The sequence below is a fragment of the Vreelandella aquamarina genome, from assembly GCF_044805175.1.
Classification (GTDB): Bacteria; Pseudomonadota; Gammaproteobacteria; order Pseudomonadales; family Halomonadaceae; genus Vreelandella; species Vreelandella aquamarina_B.
This window is the reverse complement of the sequence record NZ_CP085232.1, coordinates 2,237,536-2,253,721: the sequence shown is the minus strand read 5'-3', so window position 1 is coordinate 2,253,721 and position 16,186 is coordinate 2,237,536. Positions and strand designations below refer to the sequence as shown.

At 54.8% G+C, this 16,186-nt stretch carries 17 protein-coding genes and 1 other annotated feature; of the genes, 15 read left to right on the top strand and 2 right to left on the bottom strand.

Annotation, left to right across the window (positions count from 1 at the left end; genetic code table 11):
- Positions 1-123: 123 nt before the first annotated feature.
- The 7 genes from LG300_RS10565 to LG300_RS10535 all read left to right on the top strand — a co-directional run bounded on the left by LG300_RS10565 (position 124) and on the right by LG300_RS10535 (position 5,791).
- Positions 124-459 carry a hypothetical protein gene (locus LG300_RS10565; RefSeq protein ID WP_404375248.1) on the top strand — a complete coding sequence of 112 codons (336 nt, stop codon included), beginning with the start codon at positions 124-126 and terminating at the stop codon, positions 457-459.
- Positions 460-572: 113 nt separating this feature from the next.
- On the top strand, positions 573-1,745 hold the full coding sequence (locus LG300_RS10560) for a YqaJ viral recombinase family protein (RefSeq protein ID WP_404375246.1): 1,173 nt from the start codon (positions 573-575) through the stop codon (positions 1,743-1,745).
- Between the two features lie 183 nt (positions 1,746-1,928).
- Positions 1,929-2,912, top strand: a complete 984-nt coding sequence (locus LG300_RS10555; RefSeq protein WP_404375244.1) for a hydrolase or metal-binding protein — start codon at positions 1,929-1,931, stop codon at positions 2,910-2,912.
- A 115-nt stretch (positions 2,913-3,027) separates the two neighbouring features.
- On the top strand, positions 3,028-3,837 hold the full coding sequence (locus LG300_RS10550) for a DUF932 domain-containing protein (protein ID WP_404375242.1): 810 nt from the start codon (positions 3,028-3,030) through the stop codon (positions 3,835-3,837).
- 54 nt (positions 3,838-3,891) lie between these two features.
- Positions 3,892-4,416, top strand: a complete 525-nt coding sequence (radC, locus tag LG300_RS10545) for a DNA repair protein RadC (RefSeq protein WP_404375240.1) — start codon at positions 3,892-3,894, stop codon at positions 4,414-4,416.
- 204 nt (positions 4,417-4,620) lie between these two features.
- The gene (locus LG300_RS10540; RefSeq protein ID WP_404375238.1) at positions 4,621-5,490 is read left to right on the top strand and encodes an Rpn family recombination-promoting nuclease/putative transposase; all 870 of its coding nucleotides are present in this window, start codon (positions 4,621-4,623) and stop codon (positions 5,488-5,490) included.
- A gap of 16 nt (positions 5,491-5,506) precedes the next feature.
- Positions 5,507-5,791: a hypothetical protein gene (locus tag LG300_RS10535; protein ID WP_404375236.1), complete on the top strand. Its 285-nt coding sequence runs from the start codon at positions 5,507-5,509 to the stop codon at positions 5,789-5,791.
- 96 nt (positions 5,792-5,887) lie between these two features.
- Here the strand turns inward: LG300_RS10535 and LG300_RS10530 are convergent, their stop codons facing one another.
- Positions 5,888-7,180: a tyrosine-type recombinase/integrase gene (locus tag LG300_RS10530; RefSeq protein ID WP_404375234.1), complete on the bottom strand. Its 1,293-nt coding sequence runs from the start codon at positions 7,178-7,180 to the stop codon at positions 5,888-5,890.
- A gap of 108 nt (positions 7,181-7,288) precedes the next feature.
- On the opposite strand from LG300_RS10530, the gene LG300_RS10525 reads away from it, so the two are divergent.
- The 8 genes from LG300_RS10525 to LG300_RS10490 all read left to right on the top strand — a co-directional run bounded on the left by LG300_RS10525 (position 7,289) and on the right by LG300_RS10490 (position 15,582).
- Positions 7,289-7,582, top strand: a complete 294-nt coding sequence (locus LG300_RS10525; protein WP_305657113.1) for a helix-turn-helix transcriptional regulator — start codon at positions 7,289-7,291, stop codon at positions 7,580-7,582.
- A 283-nt stretch (positions 7,583-7,865) separates the two neighbouring features.
- Complete coding sequence (locus tag LG300_RS10520; RefSeq protein ID WP_404375232.1) at positions 7,866-9,479, top strand: hypothetical protein; 1,614 nt, start codon at positions 7,866-7,868, stop codon at positions 9,477-9,479.
- Positions 9,472-10,697, top strand: a protein-coding gene (locus LG300_RS10515; protein WP_336275339.1) for an IS3 family transposase whose coding sequence is annotated in 2 segments (ribosomal slippage) — positions 9,472-9,757 and positions 9,757-10,697 — 1,227 coding nt in all. Because the reading frame shifts where the segments join, the coding sequence is not laid out codon by codon here. The genes LG300_RS10520 and LG300_RS10515 overlap by 8 nt, the downstream gene beginning before the upstream one ends.
- Positions 9,750-9,866: a sequence feature (AL1L pseudoknot), on the top strand. (Overlaps the previous gene by 117 nt.)
- 77 nt (positions 10,698-10,774) lie before the next feature.
- A complete protein-coding gene (locus tag LG300_RS10510) occupies positions 10,775-11,383 on the top strand; it encodes an inovirus-type Gp2 protein (RefSeq protein WP_404375229.1) in 609 nt (202 codons plus the stop codon).
- A gap of 150 nt (positions 11,384-11,533) precedes the next feature.
- Positions 11,534-11,893 carry a hypothetical protein gene (locus LG300_RS10505; protein ID WP_404375227.1) on the top strand — a complete coding sequence of 120 codons (360 nt, stop codon included), beginning with the start codon at positions 11,534-11,536 and terminating at the stop codon, positions 11,891-11,893.
- 143 nt (positions 11,894-12,036) lie between these two features.
- The gene (locus LG300_RS10500) at positions 12,037-13,344 is read left to right on the top strand and encodes a hypothetical protein (protein WP_404375225.1); all 1,308 of its coding nucleotides are present in this window, start codon (positions 12,037-12,039) and stop codon (positions 13,342-13,344) included.
- 226 nt (positions 13,345-13,570) lie between these two features.
- The gene (locus LG300_RS10495) at positions 13,571-13,984 is read left to right on the top strand and encodes a hypothetical protein (RefSeq protein WP_404375223.1); all 414 of its coding nucleotides are present in this window, start codon (positions 13,571-13,573) and stop codon (positions 13,982-13,984) included.
- Between the two features lie 126 nt (positions 13,985-14,110).
- Positions 14,111-15,582, top strand: a protein-coding gene (locus tag LG300_RS10490) for an IS1182 family transposase (protein WP_404375016.1) whose coding sequence is annotated in 2 segments (ribosomal slippage) — positions 14,111-14,681 and positions 14,681-15,582 — 1,473 coding nt in all. Because the reading frame shifts where the segments join, the coding sequence is not laid out codon by codon here.
- A gap of 90 nt (positions 15,583-15,672) precedes the next feature.
- Here LG300_RS10490 and LG300_RS10485 read toward each other — a convergent pair.
- Positions 15,673-16,101, bottom strand: coding sequence for a hypothetical protein (locus LG300_RS10485; protein ID WP_404375221.1), 429 nt, complete (start codon positions 16,099-16,101; stop codon positions 15,673-15,675).
- Between the last annotated feature and the right edge of the window lie 85 nt (positions 16,102-16,186).

Sequence of the window (16,186 nt, the reverse complement as noted above, 5' to 3'; positions counted from 1 at the left end):
AACAATTACGTCATGCCCTGACTTGCCTATTCGATTCCAAATAATCTCAGCCCTTAATTACCTCCATGAAGCTGGCAATCGCTGGCGTCATTCATCGAATCAAAATGAATCGGAGGTAACCCCATGTCTGTTTATTGTCCGAGCTGTGGCTCGCATCAGGTGATTACACGAAATATCGGTCGAAAGGTCGCTGGCGGTACCGGCTTAGCGGCGGGGAGCGCCTCGGCAGCAGCGTCGTCACTGGCCGGGGCCAAGGCGGGGGCAGCTATTGGTGCCGCCTTTGCAGGCCCCGTCGGCCTTGGCGTTGGGAGCCTTGTCGGTGCCGTATTCGCCGGTCTTGCGGGCGGCGCTGCCGGGGGAGTGGCCGGGGCCAAGCTCGGTGAAGAGCTGGATACCAAAGTCCTCGATAATTACGAGTGTCGTGGCTGTGGCCACACCTTTCGCCCACACGTCGAATAATCCGCTTCCTTTCCCCTTTATTGATCATCACAACGACGGCTTAGCCCGCGCCTTCTGGGCAGCGGGCCGTTATGCCGTGTTGGTAAGAAAATACCTCATGCAGGAGAAACACCATGAGCCACAACGCCCAATTCCACGCGACGCCATTAACAACTTCCCCGGAACCTGCGTACCAGGAGAAAGGATCGGTGGTGATTCCGTTTGAACCGGCTGCCCCCAGCAACACGTCTTCCGTGCTCGACGCTATCGAGCAAAGCGGTATGCCCCTTCCTACGCAAGAAGCCCGCAGCAAGCGTCCTACACCGCCACCCCGGCGTTACCGGGAGCAAGCGCGGCGCTTGGTGGATACCCGCGCCTTGGATCGCAAGGCATGGCTGTCGATTCGTCAGAGTGGCATTGGCAGCAGTGATGCGGCGGCGGCTGTAGGGCTACACCCCTACAAGTCTCAGCTAGAACTGTGGATGGACAAGACCGGACGCCAATTCGGTGACAAGGAACCCAGCCGAGGTGAACTCCTTACCAGCCCTCTACACTGGGGGCAGGTGCTGGAACCGTTGGTCGCCGATCACTACGCCCAGCACACCGGCTACCGGGTGCGGCGCGTTAACGCCATTTTGCAGCACGTTGAGCACCCCTGGATGTTGGCCAACCTGGATCGCGAGGTGGTGGGCAATGACGAGGTGCAAATCCTGGAGTGCAAGACCGCCGGGATCTACGGGGCCAAGCTGTGGAAAGACGGCGTGCCCGAGTACGTGCAGCTGCAAGTAATGCACCAGTTAGCCGTGACCGGGCAACAGGCCGCTGATGTCGCAGTATTACTCGGTGGCCATGAGCTACAGATTCACCGTATCGAACGCGACGAGGCGATGATTGAGCAGTTAATAGCCCTGGAGCGGCAATTCTGGGACTACGTCGAGAAGGACATCCCACCGCCTGCGGATGGCAGTGACTCAGCCGATCAAGCCCTCCGGGCGCTGTTTCCCCAGGATGATGGCACCACCCTCGATTTCAGTAATGACGTCATGCTGAGCCAGGCCTTTGCCAACCTGCAACGGGTTCGGAAAACCCTTGACGAGGCCAAAAAGGAGGAAGCCAAACTCAAACACACCCTGCAGCAAGCGATGGGCACCGCGACGCTGGCCACGTTCTCTAGCGGCAGCTTGAGCTGGAAGCAGACCAAGCCGGTCAACCGGCTGGATACCAAGGCCCTGCAAAAGGAACACCCGGCCTTGTGCGCCGCTTACCTTCATTCGCACCCCGGCACCCGGCGGTTGGTGGTGCGCTAGTCGCGCCCATTGCCCATCGTAAATTGCGCAACACAGCGCTGCTGTGTGCTGTTGCCGTATCAATCCACCCCTAAGGTTACCTCAATCAAGCACACGCCTCAGCGCGGCTTTCTGGCCGCCTGGGGCGTTGTGCGTTATGGGGCACCAACTCGGGTTCACCATTGATGTAGTAAGGAGGTTCCCATGCTCAAAGGCTTAGCGATTACCCCGCCCATTCTGGGGCGGATCACCATCGGCAAACTGGTCGAGAACAACGGCAAGCGTCTGCCGCAAAAAGACGATCAATTCACTATCACCTCCCAACTCCAGACCAAAGAGGGCTGGATACGCCACCCGCTCGATGAGCAGCTGCGCACCGCTCAGGAAGGCAAGCTCAGGACGATTCCCATTCGGCTGCTGTTCAGTGATCCCGACCTCAACCTACGCGCCGAGTACGCGCTGTTTGATCGGCAAACGGCCAGACCGCTGTGCGTCGGCGATGGCGAGCAGTGCAAACGGCGTACCCAGGATGGCATGGCCACGCTCGACTGTCCTTCCCCCGATGGCTGCCCTTTAGCCCAGGGCGGCGCCTGCAAGCCCTACGGGCGGCTGAACGTGTTGATTGGCGATGATGACCCGCTGGGCAGTTTCATCTTCCGCACCACCGGCTTCAACTCGATACGCACGCTGGCCGCACGGCTTGCCTACTTCAAGGCGATCTCGGGTAATCGGTTGGCCTGTATGCCGCTGGAGTTACGTCTTAGAGGCAAGTCCACTCGCCAGAGCCGGGGCACAGCGATCTTCTACGTGGACATCACCCTGCGGGAAGGCTGGACGCTGGAAGAAACGCTAGCAGAAGCCCAGCGCCTGGATGACTGGCACCAACAAACCGGCTTTGACCAAAAAGCCCTCGACCGTGCGGCCAAGGCCGGGTTTGCCAACGGGGCGTTTGAAGACAGTGCCGAGGAATCCATCGACGTGGTGGAAGAGTTTTACCCCGATGCCCCCGAGCATCCACCGGGCAGGCAGGAGCCCAATGCCCCGGTCACGCTGGCCGACAAGCTGCAGGCCAAAAGCCAGCAGCAACCTCAAGCGAACGCCGACGCCGAGGCACCCACCGGAGAGGCGGACACCCCGCCAGGCAGTGACGCTCAACAGCCCTCCCCACGCCAAGCCAAACGGGCCTGAATCCTACCGCCTGTGAAACGCAGGCTGCTATTTACCGATACCGCCACCTTAACGATGCCCGCTGCCTGTTTGGCGCGGGCCGTTATGCCGTGGTTAACCGATAAGGAAACTCACCATGCGCATTCTCACTCACGACCAACTCCACCGAGCTGCCCCGGCTATCTTTGCCCACCAACCCGATGAAGCCGTCTCCGACCGTTATGGCTTCGTGCCCACCATCAACGTGGTCGATGCCCTTCAAGCCGAAGGCTGGTACCCGGTACGGGCGCAACAAACCAACGTCCGCCAAGCCGAACGCCGCGACGTAGCTCGGCACATGATCCGCTTCCGGCAAGACCCCGACCGGCAAATCGCGGTAGGGGATAGCGTCACCGAACTGGTGCTCACTAACAGCCACGACCGCAGCGCGGCCTTTCAGTTGGATCTTGGGCTGTTCCGGCTGATCTGCCTCAACGGCATGGTCACGCCAGTGGGCGATGTGGGCGGTATCCGCGTGCGTCACGGTAAACAGATTGTCGATGAAATCCTCGAAGGCTCCATCCAGTTAAGCCACCAAGTGCCCCGCATTGCCGAGGGCGTGGAGGCGTTCCAATCCACGTTAATCAGCCGGGGTGAAGCCCAGCTGTTCGCCGAAGCGGCCTTGTCGCTGCGCTATGGCGACGACTGGCAGCAGGCTAGCCCTATCCAACCGAGCAATGTACTCGAAGCTCGACGCAGTGAGGACGCCAACGGCTCGCTGTGGAGCGTGTTCAACCGTACCCAGGAAAACCTCTTTAAAGGCGGCTTACGTGGCCGTTCCCCCTCCGGTCGGGCGACCCGCACCCGACCGATTAATAGCGTGACCGAAGACGTGCGCTTAAACCGCGCGTTATGGAAGCTCACCGAGCGCTTCGCCGAGCTGAAAGGTGCTGATTTAGCAGCATAAATCGGCGGACGTTTTTCTACGGATTTTTCTACAGAATCGCCTCCAGGAGACACCATGAACGCACGACTCAACGCCTCGCTACTCACGAACCCCCAACTGATCGCCGGGGAAACCCCCGGCACCTACCGCGTCGATGGCGACGTGACCGACGCCCAGTTGTTACACCTGGCCAAGATGATCGCGCAGAAACGGCTTAGTAAGGGCAATAAACTCGGCAGCCCCGATGAAGTTCATCGCTGTCTGCAAACCCTGCTGCTCGACTACCCCTACGAAGTATTTGGTACGTTGCTATTAGATACACAGCACCGACTCATCGCCTTTGATGAGCTGTTCCGGGGCACGATTGATTCCGCGAGCGTCTACCCCCGTGAAGTGATCAAGCACGCCATTGAGCATAACGCGGCGGCTGTCATTCTGGTGCATAACCACCCCAGTGGTGATCCTGAACCCAGCGATGCCGACCGGCGCATTACCCAACGGCTTCAGGAAGCGCTGGGCTTGGTGGATATTCGCGTCTTGGATCATGTCGTGGTGGGCCACGAAGGCTACACGTCGTTTGCTGAACGGGGGTGGCTGTAAGGTCACTCTCGTTATTAACCCAACCCCTCAATGTTCCGTCTCACCTGCCTCACGCCTGCCCTGACCGGCAGCGTGGGGTGGGGCTTTTCTGGCAGGCTTATTTTTTCTTTACTCAGCAAGCAGATAGCGTGAGGGATAGCAGCAAGCGATAGCGCTTGACAAGCACTGCTGTGGTAGCATAGGGCCATTACGACAGGAGTTTCCATGAGCGAGTTACTCGACCCTACCAACGATTACGTTTTCAAGCGGCTGTTCGCCGAAGCACCCGATTTGCTAGTGGATCTGATCAACGATCTTCGCCCGGATTTGCCCAACATTGCCTCGGTGGAGATACTGAATCCGAATATCGAGGCGACAGAGCTTACCGGCAAGTACATCATTCTCGATGTGCTGGCACGCGATGGGGATGGCAACTGCTACAATATCGAGGTGCAGGTGCGCCGTTACGGGGCCTGGCACAAACGGGGGGTGTTCTATCTGGCCCGCACGCTGGGAAGCCAGCTGAGCGCCGGTGAAGATTACCAAGAGCTGCGTGCCTCAGTGGGCCTGCACCTGCTGGATTTCGATCTGTTTACAGAAACAACCGCCGAGCGCGAGCAAGCGATCTGGCGATTTGAGATGCGCGATGAACACCAGCCCAAGATTTCGCTTGGGAACGTTTTGCAGATGAACCTGATCGAATTGAACAAGGCGGATCGCCTGGGTTTGCCAGAAGGCCCGTTGCGCGCCTGGATCACCTTCTTCAAGCACTGGCAGGAGGAACTCACCATGGCTAATGTTGCCCATGAACCGGTCAAAAAGGCGATGAGCCGCATCCGCGAGCTCAGCGCCGACGAAGAGACTCGCCGCCTGGCCTTTGTGCGTGAACGGGCACTGCGGGATGAGGTGTCGTTGCTGAACGATGCGCGGCGGGAAGAAGCGCAACGTATACTTCAACGCCTACTTACTAAGCGGTTTGGCGATTTGCCCGAGTGGGTTATTCAGAAACTGGAGACTGCTAATGCCCAGCAGCTAGAAGGCTGGACAGATGAAATCTTAGTAGCGAACAGTCTTGATGAGCTGTTCAAGCATTAAAATGACCAAGAGTGCCATGAACCGCATCTGCGAGCTTAGCGTCAATGAAGAGACCCGCCGCCTGGCTTTTGTGCGTGAACGGGCATTACGGGATGAAGTGTCATTTTTGAATGATGCAAAGCGTGAAGGGCATCATGAGGGTGTAGAAGGTACCCTGCGAAAGCTAATTAACTTAAAGTTCGGTGAACTACCTGATTGGGCTGATGAGCGTCTAGCCTCATCTACAGACGATCAACTAGATAATTGGGTCGCACAGATCCTATCGGCAGAGAGCTTAGAAGCCCTGCTCGGTAAGCACTAACTCCCACCTTCTCCAGTACCCCTCCTCACGCACAAAAAAGGGCAGCCCCGGTTGGAGGCTGCCCTTATCGTCTCTGCCTATTTTTTTGTTGCCTTTCTAATCGGCGCTATTCCCTGATGCGCTGCTATCCCCGGTAAGCCCCTCCGATGGTGCCAGGGGCGGCGGACTGTGGCTGATTAACGCCGGTCGGGGCGGTCGTGTTGGGCGCGCCTCACTCGCGTTTATTGGCAACGAGGCCAATGCGGGCACGCTGTTCATCGCCGTACTGGCCGCTTCTAATAACGTTTCCTGACTCAAGTGTGCATAACGCTGCGTGGTGCGGATTTGGGTATGGCCCAGGATCTTTTGCACCTCATAGATCGACCGTCCCCCGTTCACCAAGAAGCTGGCAAAGCTGTGACGCAAATCGTGGATGCGCAGGTCAGCTAGCCCCGCCCGTTTTCTTACCGTATCCCAAGCGTAGTGAATACTCGTATATGGCTGTTGCGTTTGCGGATTGGCAAACGAATACGGGCAACCCTCAATGCGCGGCATGTTCTCGATTAGTTGGATCGCTGAATCGGACAATGGCACGTAGCGGGTTTTCCCGCTCTTATTGAACTCAATCGTCCACACCCGCGCTACCGTATCAAAGTCCTTCCACTGGGCGTTCAGCACTTCGCTCAAGCGGGCGCCGGTCAGTAGCAGCATGGTTACGATCGCCCTCAACTGTGGCGCTTTCGTGGTTTCCAGCGCCTCAAACAGCTGTTTAGCTTCCTCCTCGGTCAAATAACGCTCCCGCTTATTGTTTTCCTTATAACGTCGCACGTTCTTGAGCGGATTCGCGGTCAATCCTGTCTCCCAACGGATCGCCAGATGAAACACCGTATTCAGCATGTCGTATACGCGGTTGGTGCTCGCGGGTTTGTGGGTTAAACGGTGATCGGCGAACAGCTTGATCGCCCGCTGTTGCGTTATCTCATCCAGGTGCAGATGACCCCAGTTAGGTAGCACATGGGCGCGCAGCAGTATCTGATCGGTCTCCCAGGAGCGCTTATGGCTGCGTATGTAGGGCATGTAGGTCTCATTAATGAACACTGATAGCGTCGGGATCGCTTTCATCGCCGCCTTGCGGTCAAAGGGATCGTTTCCTTTCGCAATGTCACTTAAGTGACGTCGGGCAAGCTCTCTGGCCTCCGCTAGCGACAGCACTGAGGCCAAGGCCAGCTTTTTCTCCCTCATACGCCCATGATCGGTGGCATAACGTAGATACCAGGTCTTTTGACCTGAATAGAGCACCTTTAGCAGCAGTCCTGTGACTTTTAGATCGAAATAGTCGACCTTTTTCTTGCCCTTTGGGCACAGGTTGCTACGATCCACAAAGACTTGGGTTAGGTTCTGCGACGGCATAAGCGGTTCCTCTCCATTTGGCTAAATATTGTATTAATGATGCGAATACGCTATCAATGATAGCGAATACGTGCTTTATAGCTTCAGAACCGTGAGGTGTAAACCCTAATGGAAGAAAAAAACCGTTTTGCGCTCGCCATGCGCATGGGCCGGGCTGCCCTCGGCATGAGTCAGCAGGAATTCGCAGATGCGTTAGGTGTGGCTAAATCCACGGTCGCCCGTAACGAAACCCTGGAAATGGCCATGCGAGCCGACACGCTGACCGCTATGATGCGGCTTTTCCGGGAGCGGGGGATCGATGTTGACCTATTGGGGGCCACTGACAGCCTGACCATTACAGTGACCGCAAAAGGCCTTGAAGCGTTGGAAGAGCGTCGAATGGAGAAAGGGAAGGACAAGTAGATAGGGAGAAGAAACGAAGAAACGGCCCGAAGCCGCACCAATGCTTGTTCTGAAGGTGATCCAAAATATACGTATTTGCTATCAAAAATAGATAGAGCGAAGAAAAAGATCTTTTGGAAGCGAGGCGAGAGGAGAAAAGCCTTGTAAATCAATCGGTGGGGAGAATAGGAGAGTCGCAGAGCTGACTGAAGCGCTGGGTAACCTGTCCGACGCGCAGACTGCTCGCGTTGACTTCCTGGAAGAAGCCTACGCTTCCAGCGAAGATCTGGAGAACGCCACCACTGTGGCGGGTAGCGAGCCGACCCCTGATGAAATCGAAGATGGCGTGGACACGCTCTACACCAACACCATCAGCACTCTGAACGGTCAGACCACCACTGGCACCGTTGCAGCTGCTAACTCCGATAACCTCAACAATGCCATCATTGATGAGCAACTCGGTAAGTATCAGAAAGCGGTGACTGACGCTCAGGCTGACGTCGACGAGATCGCAGGTCTGAACGATGCCGTTGAATCTCTGGCTACTGCTCAGGCTGGCTTTGAAACTTCCTTGGAAGCTCAGGCTGATACCGCCGCGACACTCGCGGGTGCAGTTACTAGCTTCAACACTGCCAATTCCAGTGTTACGGCTACTGCATACAGTTTCTCAGCTCCGACTGGAAACAGCGGCACATATACTGCAGGCGGTATTGATCTGACCGATCTGCAGGAAGATGACAAGCTGGTTCAAGACGGTAGCAGCAACGCCATCATCACAGTGAATGCAAGCGGTGACATCATCGTTGCTGATGCCTATGCGGATTCCAGCCGTGCTCAGCAGCTTCTCGACGCTGTTAAGGCTGATGTGGCCGCTATTCAGGCTGTTGCTCAGGCTGAGAGCACTCTTGAAGGCGCCGTTGCAGATATCATGGTGCTTGAGGGTGATGCAGAGATTGACGGAAGTGGTATCACAGCTGGTGATATTCTCGACCAGACTGGCGGTTCAAAACTTACCTCAGACGGTAAATTATACGTCAAAGATGGTGTCGTATATGCGCGTGACAACGCGGCAGCTTCAAATGAAGTCGATGACATGTACGCTATTACTGACTTGACGGTCAGTAACGCTGCAGGTACTGATGTTGCTGTTAAGTGGGATAGCACCGATGGTGCTGATGGAAGCTTCAAATCAGCAGCCACTACCACTCTTGATGTTTCTGGTCTCGATTTCAGCACAAATCTGATTGTTGCAAACGGTATTTCGATTTCCTCTGCCTCCTATGCAAATGCTGACGCCTTGGCTACAGCTCTTGAAGGGACAAGTGCCATTGAATCTGCATCCGCAGATGGTACTTCTATTAGCATTACTTATGCTGACGCAACAGGTACTGCTTTTGATGTTACCGATGGTGCAACAACACCGAATGTTGCTGCAGTTGTATCTGGCGATATCACTGTAGGTACTGAGAACGGCTTTGAAGAAGTTACCGCCAACAACCTGTTGGCATTCGATGCTGATGATTTCGATGCTTCCGGTTACCTGGCTCTGGGTGACGAAGCGAATAACTACCTAGATGGTAGCTTCGCTACCGACGCCACTGAGTCTGCAGCGCTGAACACCGCTGAGAACAATCTAGAAGATTACGAAGAAGCCATCACTGAATATCGCGATGCTAAGGCGCTGGCTGATCAGCTGGAAGGTCTTAACACGGACATCACCGAAGCTCGCGAAGCGATCGAAAACTCTGAAGAAGATGGTGGCTTGGGCGTTAACCTGCGTGAAGGCGATGATAACTTCACCACTCAGGATGACGTTTACCTCTACAATGAGGAAGGTGGCAACCAGTCGCTGTCTGGCTTTGAACCGTACCGGGATTCCCGGAGGCTCCAAACCTTGAGAGGATGGAGCCATGAGTAAATCAAATCGATATTCCCCTGAAGTTCGCCAGCGGGCGGTACGTATGGTCTTCGACCACGAGGCCGATTATTCCTCCCAGTGGGCAGCCCTCGGTGCCATCGCCCCAAAAATCGGCTGTACGCCTGAAACACTGCGCAGTTGGGTCCGACAGGCCGAGCGTGACACAGGGCGTCGGGAAGGCGCTACGACCTCCGAGCGTGAACGGATCAAAGCGCTAGAGCGTGAAAACCGAGAGTTGAAGCAAGCCAACGAGATCCTACGAAAGGCCTCTGCGTATTTTGCCCAGGCGGAGCTCGACCGCCGCGGGAAGTGATGATCAACTTTATCGAAGATTACCGAGCGTTATACGGGGTCGAGCCGATCTGCCGTGTCCTGCCGATCGCCCCGTCGACGTACTATGAGCATCGTGCCCGCGCACGCGAGCCCAACCGAGCGCCTCCCCGCAATAAACGTGAGCGCTGGCTGAGGGCCGAAATTCAGCGCGTCTGGGAAGAGAACTTCGGTGTCTACGGCATCCGCAAAGTCTGGCGTCAACTACACCGAGAAGGCACTCCGGTGGCTCGCTGCACCGTCGCTCGCCTGATGCGCCAAATGGGGCTGCGCGGTGTGATACGTGGTAAGCCGGTGCGTACGACTGTATCTGACCCTAACAAGGCCTGTCCGGCGGATTTGGTCAAGCGGCAGTTTCAGCCAGCTCAGCCGAACGCACTGTGGGTATCAGATTTTACCTACGTTGCCACATGGAAGGGCTTTGTTTATGTCGCCTTCGTCATTGATGCGTTTGCTCGCCGAATCATCGGCTGGCGAGTTTCCAGTACACCTCGAACCGATATGGTGTTGGATGCGCTTGAACAGGCGCTTCATGAGCGCCCTCAGCGACCTAAAGGTGATCTTATTCACCACAGCGACCGAGGCGTTCAATACGTCTCAATTCGCTACACGGAACGTTTAGCAGATGCCGGCATTGAGCCCTCTGTCGGAAGCGTGGGCGATTCGTACGACAACGCAATGGCTGAAACCGTGATAGGGCTTTTCAAGACCGAAGTGATTCGCCGACGCGGACCATGGCGGCAACTAGAAGCGGTTGAGTTTGCAACGTTGGAGTGGGTCGACTGGTTCAATCACCGGCGGTTACTGGAGCCGATTGGCCACATCCCACCAGCAGAGCGAGAAGCCATGTATTATGAGCAACAGAGTCAGGCAAATAAGGCTGCTTGACTCAAACTAACGGGTCTCCGAGAAAACCGGTACGGTTCAAAGTTCAACAAAAGGTAGTAAAGGGGAAGTATTATCCCTTGATCGAAAATTACCTTGAGTCGACCGTCAACGAAATCATCAGCGCCACGAAATGTCAGCCGCGCACGTTTATCTTTCGTGCGGACTTGAAGTTTCCAGCGTTCATGGAACGTTCCTCGATGCACGATAACAATCACGTATTGTCCCGGTTCTTTAGGTTCTTTAAATACGAACTCACGAAAGCCAGTGCCCCTTACCGAATGTCACTTCGTTATATCTGGGCCAGAGAGCAAGATACTAGTGACAAACCGCATTACCACTTGGTCATCATGCTCAACAAAGGCGTCTTCGATAGTATCGGTAGTCCTTTACCCGATGAGTTCGGTAGTTATACTCGCCAGAACATTTACCACCGGATGATGCGCAGTTGGTTAAAAGCCATGGGATTTCACCACGAAGAGCCGCTGGGCCAGTTAATCACGATAGGCGAGCATCCGATGAACGGACTTCCCTGGACGGGCGTCCTGGCTCGGCATGACTGGTGTGCGATTAATGAGGCGGTGTATGTCTGTAGTTATCTTTGCAAAGCCTACACAAAACAAATCGGCCAAGGTATCCAAGTGTTTAATACCTCGCAAGGCAAGTCGCTTATAAAACCTGACGTTTAATTGCCTATGTTATAGAACCGTCCGTCTTAAACGTAAAAAGATGGGAAAATAAGCCCGCCGACGACAATTGCCGGGAACAAATCATCACGCGACAACATGGCCTGCTCTCAAGAAGCAGGCCTTTTTTATTGATCGACCAGGAGCACTAGGATGTTTAACTTCCCTTTCTCACAAAACACACCGCAGCAAGCATCAGAAGCGTCCACAGAGACGCGTCATACGTCCCCCGCCCCTTTTTGGGAAACCGCTGCATCGCCTTATGACGAAGCAGAGAAGCGTCTAGCCGACATGGAAGCGAACGAACCCAAGCGGCGTCTGATACGTGACGCTAAAGCGCTAGGTAAGATGCGAAAAATCACCCAGCAACAGATGGCCGACGAGATTGGGGTGCCGAGGCGCACGCTTGAAGAGTGGACGCAGTACAGACGGCTTCCCCGGAGCCCTGGCACGACCCTGCTGCGCCGGTGGGTGGAGGCCCATAGTCCAGGAACACCCGCGTCTAATACCTGAACACGGCTCTCCCCCTAGCAGTAGCGGCTCAGACCCCATTATGGCAAAGCTTGAAAATTAACTTTTTGCTTTCAGAAACTTTCTTAGCAGATTTTTTATAGGTAGTCTAAGCAACTAACTTTTTTAAGTTTTAAAAGGTGTTTATGCCTCACTCTAATCCACCATGTTTGCTTTATGTGAACGATGTCCGTGTTCTGGCCTCGCTCAAGCAGGGCAGTGACCTGGAAAGCTCTTACCGATACGAACGAGTGACATTGGAAAAGCTCCAACTCACCGAACATCTGATGCACGACATTGCCGAAGGACCCGCATTAGATCTGAGTCGTCAGGATGAATTTGTTCTGCATCGACCTGGTAATCACCACATTGAAGCTCAGTACGCTGTTAACAATCGGGGGCGACTGTCACTTCTCCATAAGGCGTGGGATGACCTACACGAAGTTCTCAAATACATCCCAGTGGCGCATTTATCCCCTCGTGTTCAAGCATTCGATCAGGTGTTTAGACAACCCGATCATTTACTCGAATCAACGAAGGCTCACCATAGCGCCATTCAACAGGCAGTTGCCGATTCTCGACTCGCCGGTATCGGTCGCCCAAAAGAGGCTTTTCACTCACCACTATGGCCTCCCACACAAAAGCTCACCTTTACTGAAAAGGAAGCCCAGGAGTTTCTCTCTACCACCAACCAGTATCTACGACACTTGGCCGCCGTGCTGAAACATGCAGACGTTAAGAAGGCCCAAAGGAGTCGCCAGAAACAAGCTGAAAAACATCAAAGTACCTTGCAGCTTCTTTTTAAGAAAACACTAGAATTCGCATCCCCTGTTCTACTGATCTACCTGGATCTAGAAGCTCCAAACATAAGCGGAATGAATGGCGTAGAAGCGAGCTATGACGAAGGACTTGAAAACGAAAGTAAGCAAGCTTACCAGCAACTGAACGAAGCCCGAAAAGCTTTCCTGAAACCCCGCAACCATGCTGCTTTGTTCAATGGGCTAATCAGCTATGCCTGGAAATACCGATACTCCAAAGGTCGTGGCCTGACCTGCATGATGGTGTTGTTCTACGATGCAAACAGAGAAACACAACGGTACAGCCTGACGCATGCGCTTGGAAACCACTGGAAAAGCGTTGCTGGTATAGGAAGCAATTATTCTTCTCCAACCTCTTCCACCAATAACGTCGCCAAGGAACAATACTTTGGACTCTTAGAAGCCAACGACCCTGATACCAAAGCAGGCCTGGAAGTCTTGGCGCGCTTTATGGGCCTTTACCAGCTTTATGTCAAACCGACAGCACCGAAGTACATGAACACCTTCGATACATCACGTGTTCCTGGCACTTCCATCTCGAAACAAAAACGCCGACACAGGAAATCAAAACAAGCGAATCAAACGAAAAACGAACCACCTGAAGATGCTCCACAAACACAGGGGAAGGAACAGTAACAAGAAACCTAATGACAGCATTATGCTCAAAATCTGTCTCCTAGAACCGTTCCAGTGCACCAAAAAATAAGAAACTAAGCATTGTGGAACCGCATGCACATCAGGTAATTGAGGCGGTGTCACGGATAACGTTTGATTCGAGTTGCTGTCGAAAGATGTGATTGAACTTGATGAGTGATAATCTTCGTACACGAACAGAACACTACCAAGATACAAGGGCTGCCCAATGACCAACCCCATCGCTCAGCATGAAAAGTTGAAACAGGAACAGGCGCGAATTGCTGAAGAACTCGAAAAGCTAGAGCAGGAAAAAGCATACCAACAAGCCGTGCAGTTTAAAGCCGATATCGACGAGGTGTTAAGGAAGCACGGCAAAACGGAAGCCGACCTTCTGGTATTTTTTAATCAGCCTTCAGCTAAGAAAGCCAACAAGTCATCACCTAGCCAGCCGAAAAAAACGCTTCCTTGGAAACGTTACACCAATAAACATACCGATGAAGAGGTGATTGCCAAGAGCCTCAAGAAACCCGAACTTCAAGCATGGAAGAAGGAGTACGGAGAAGAGGTGCAAAGCTGGGGTGTCGAGATAAGCGATGAAGAAGCTGCGAAAGCCTTGTCTGAAGAGCCTCAGAAGGGATAAGAGCCGACAACGTAGCCATCGAAAAGACGAAAGCGGCCATAGGGCCGCCTCAGACTGCTGACAAAGCCCTGGCCCTTCGGCCAGGGTTTTGCTTTTATAAGCGTATCGTTTTTAGTGGTGGCCGATATGCTCAAAGACCCTTCCCCCCAACAGCACGAACTGGAGATGGTCACGCTCGAAGAACTCGTACCCTCCAACCATTTGTTGCGTCAGATTGAGGCCGCCCTCGACTTCAGCTTTATCCGCGAGCGCGTCCGTCATCTTTACTGCGCTGATAATGGTCGACCTGCGCTGGATCCCGTGCTGCTCTTCAAGGCCTTGTTTATCGGCTATCTGTTTGGCATTCGTAGCGAGCGCCAGTTGATGCGCGAGATCCAGGTGAACGTCGCCTACCGCTGGTTCCTCGGCTTGCGCTTGACCGACAAGGTGCCCGATGCCTCAACCATCAGCCAGAACCGACGCCGCCGCTTCTCCGATAGTACGATCCACCAAGAGATCTTCGATACCATTGTCGAGCAAGCCATTGCACAAGGCTTGGTGGGCGGCGAAGTGCTCTACACCGACAGCACGCATCTCAAGGCCAATGCCAACAAGCATCGTTTTGAGCGCCAAGAGGTCGAGACGACGGCACGGGACTATCTGGACGCCCTGGACGTGGCGGTTGAGGAGGACCGCGCTCAACACGGAAAAAAGCCCTGACGCCGCGTGCTGAGGCACCGGCCACTGTCGAAAAGAAAATCAGTCTCACCGACCCGGATAGCGGCTATATGGTGCGCGATGGCAAACCGACCGGCTTCTTCTATCTGGATCACCGCACGGTGGACGGCAAGCACGCCATTATTACCGATACCCATGTTACCCCGGCCAGTGTGCACGATAGCGTGCCTTACTTGGCGCGACTGGACCATCAGTGCCAGCGCTTCGGGCTGGCCCCGGTCGGTGTCGGCCTCGACGCGGGTTACTTTACGGCGGCTATCTGTCATGGACTGGAGGAGCGCGGGCTTTATGGTGTCATCGGCTACCGCCGTCCCAGTAAGCCAAAAGGGTATCTCCCCAAACGTGCCTTTACCTATGACGCGGCGACCAACACCTATCAGTGCCCAGAGGGCCAATCGCTGATCTATGCCACCACGGATCGACATGGCTACCGCCACTATCGCAGTGATCCTAAGATCTGCCGCGGCTGTCCTCGGCTGGCGACCTGTACCCGCAACGCCAAGCAGATAAAAACGGTCACGCGGCACGTCTGGCAGGACGACAAGGATCGGGTGGATGCCCGACGACTGACGGAGCCGGGCAAGAAGCTCTATCAACGACGTAAGGAGACGGTGGAGCGCAGCTTCGCCGACGCCAAGCAGTTGCACGGGCACCGCTATGCGCGAATGCGAGGCCTAGCACGCGTCAAAGAGCAGTGTCTGCTGGCCGCGGCCTGTCAGAACCTCAAGAAAATTGCGCAGGCGCGTTGGCGCCGGCTTTTTGGCACGTTTTTACGTCACCTGAGGGCTGATAGGGCTCTTCAGAGGGCGTTATACCCGACGATGGGCAGAAGCCGTGCGATGAGGGTGGTGAGTCAGGCCGCGAGTGTACGCCTGCTCTAAACGCAACGAACCCACCAAAATAGGTGGGTTCGTCAGCAGTCTGAAGCGGCCATAGGGCCGCCTTTATGCCGTTAGTTAAACCCTATACTTTCATGTCGGTAGCTGCGCTTCCAGCGCCGCTGCCAGGTCGGCATAACCTTGCTTCTTGCCCATCTCAAAGGTCATGGATTCCATGTAAGCCATGTTGTTCTCCACCGCCTTCTTATCGTGGAGAATCAGCGAGTGGATAAAGTAACGCAGCCACTTCACATCCGCGCCGCCGGGCACCCCGTTCCACTGCACCACGGCATTGGAGAGCCCTTCCATCACGCCCCATTCCTTGCAGACGAAGCCACACGCCTCAGCAGTGAGAAAGAAGTCTTGTACACACTCCCGCTCAATCCAATTGGCTTCTAACCCAAACGCGGTATGCGCATCGTCCCATAGTGCCTGGAGCTTGCGGCACCACTGGGCCATAAGCTTGACTTGGGCATCTCGTAGTGGAGTGTTGTAGCTGACCGGGCTTTCATGAATCTTCACATCAACGTCCTCGTTATCGCGGGTTAGTCAGTCATCGTGATCAACCACCAGGATTCTCTCATATACCCCGACTAATCCCCACGCG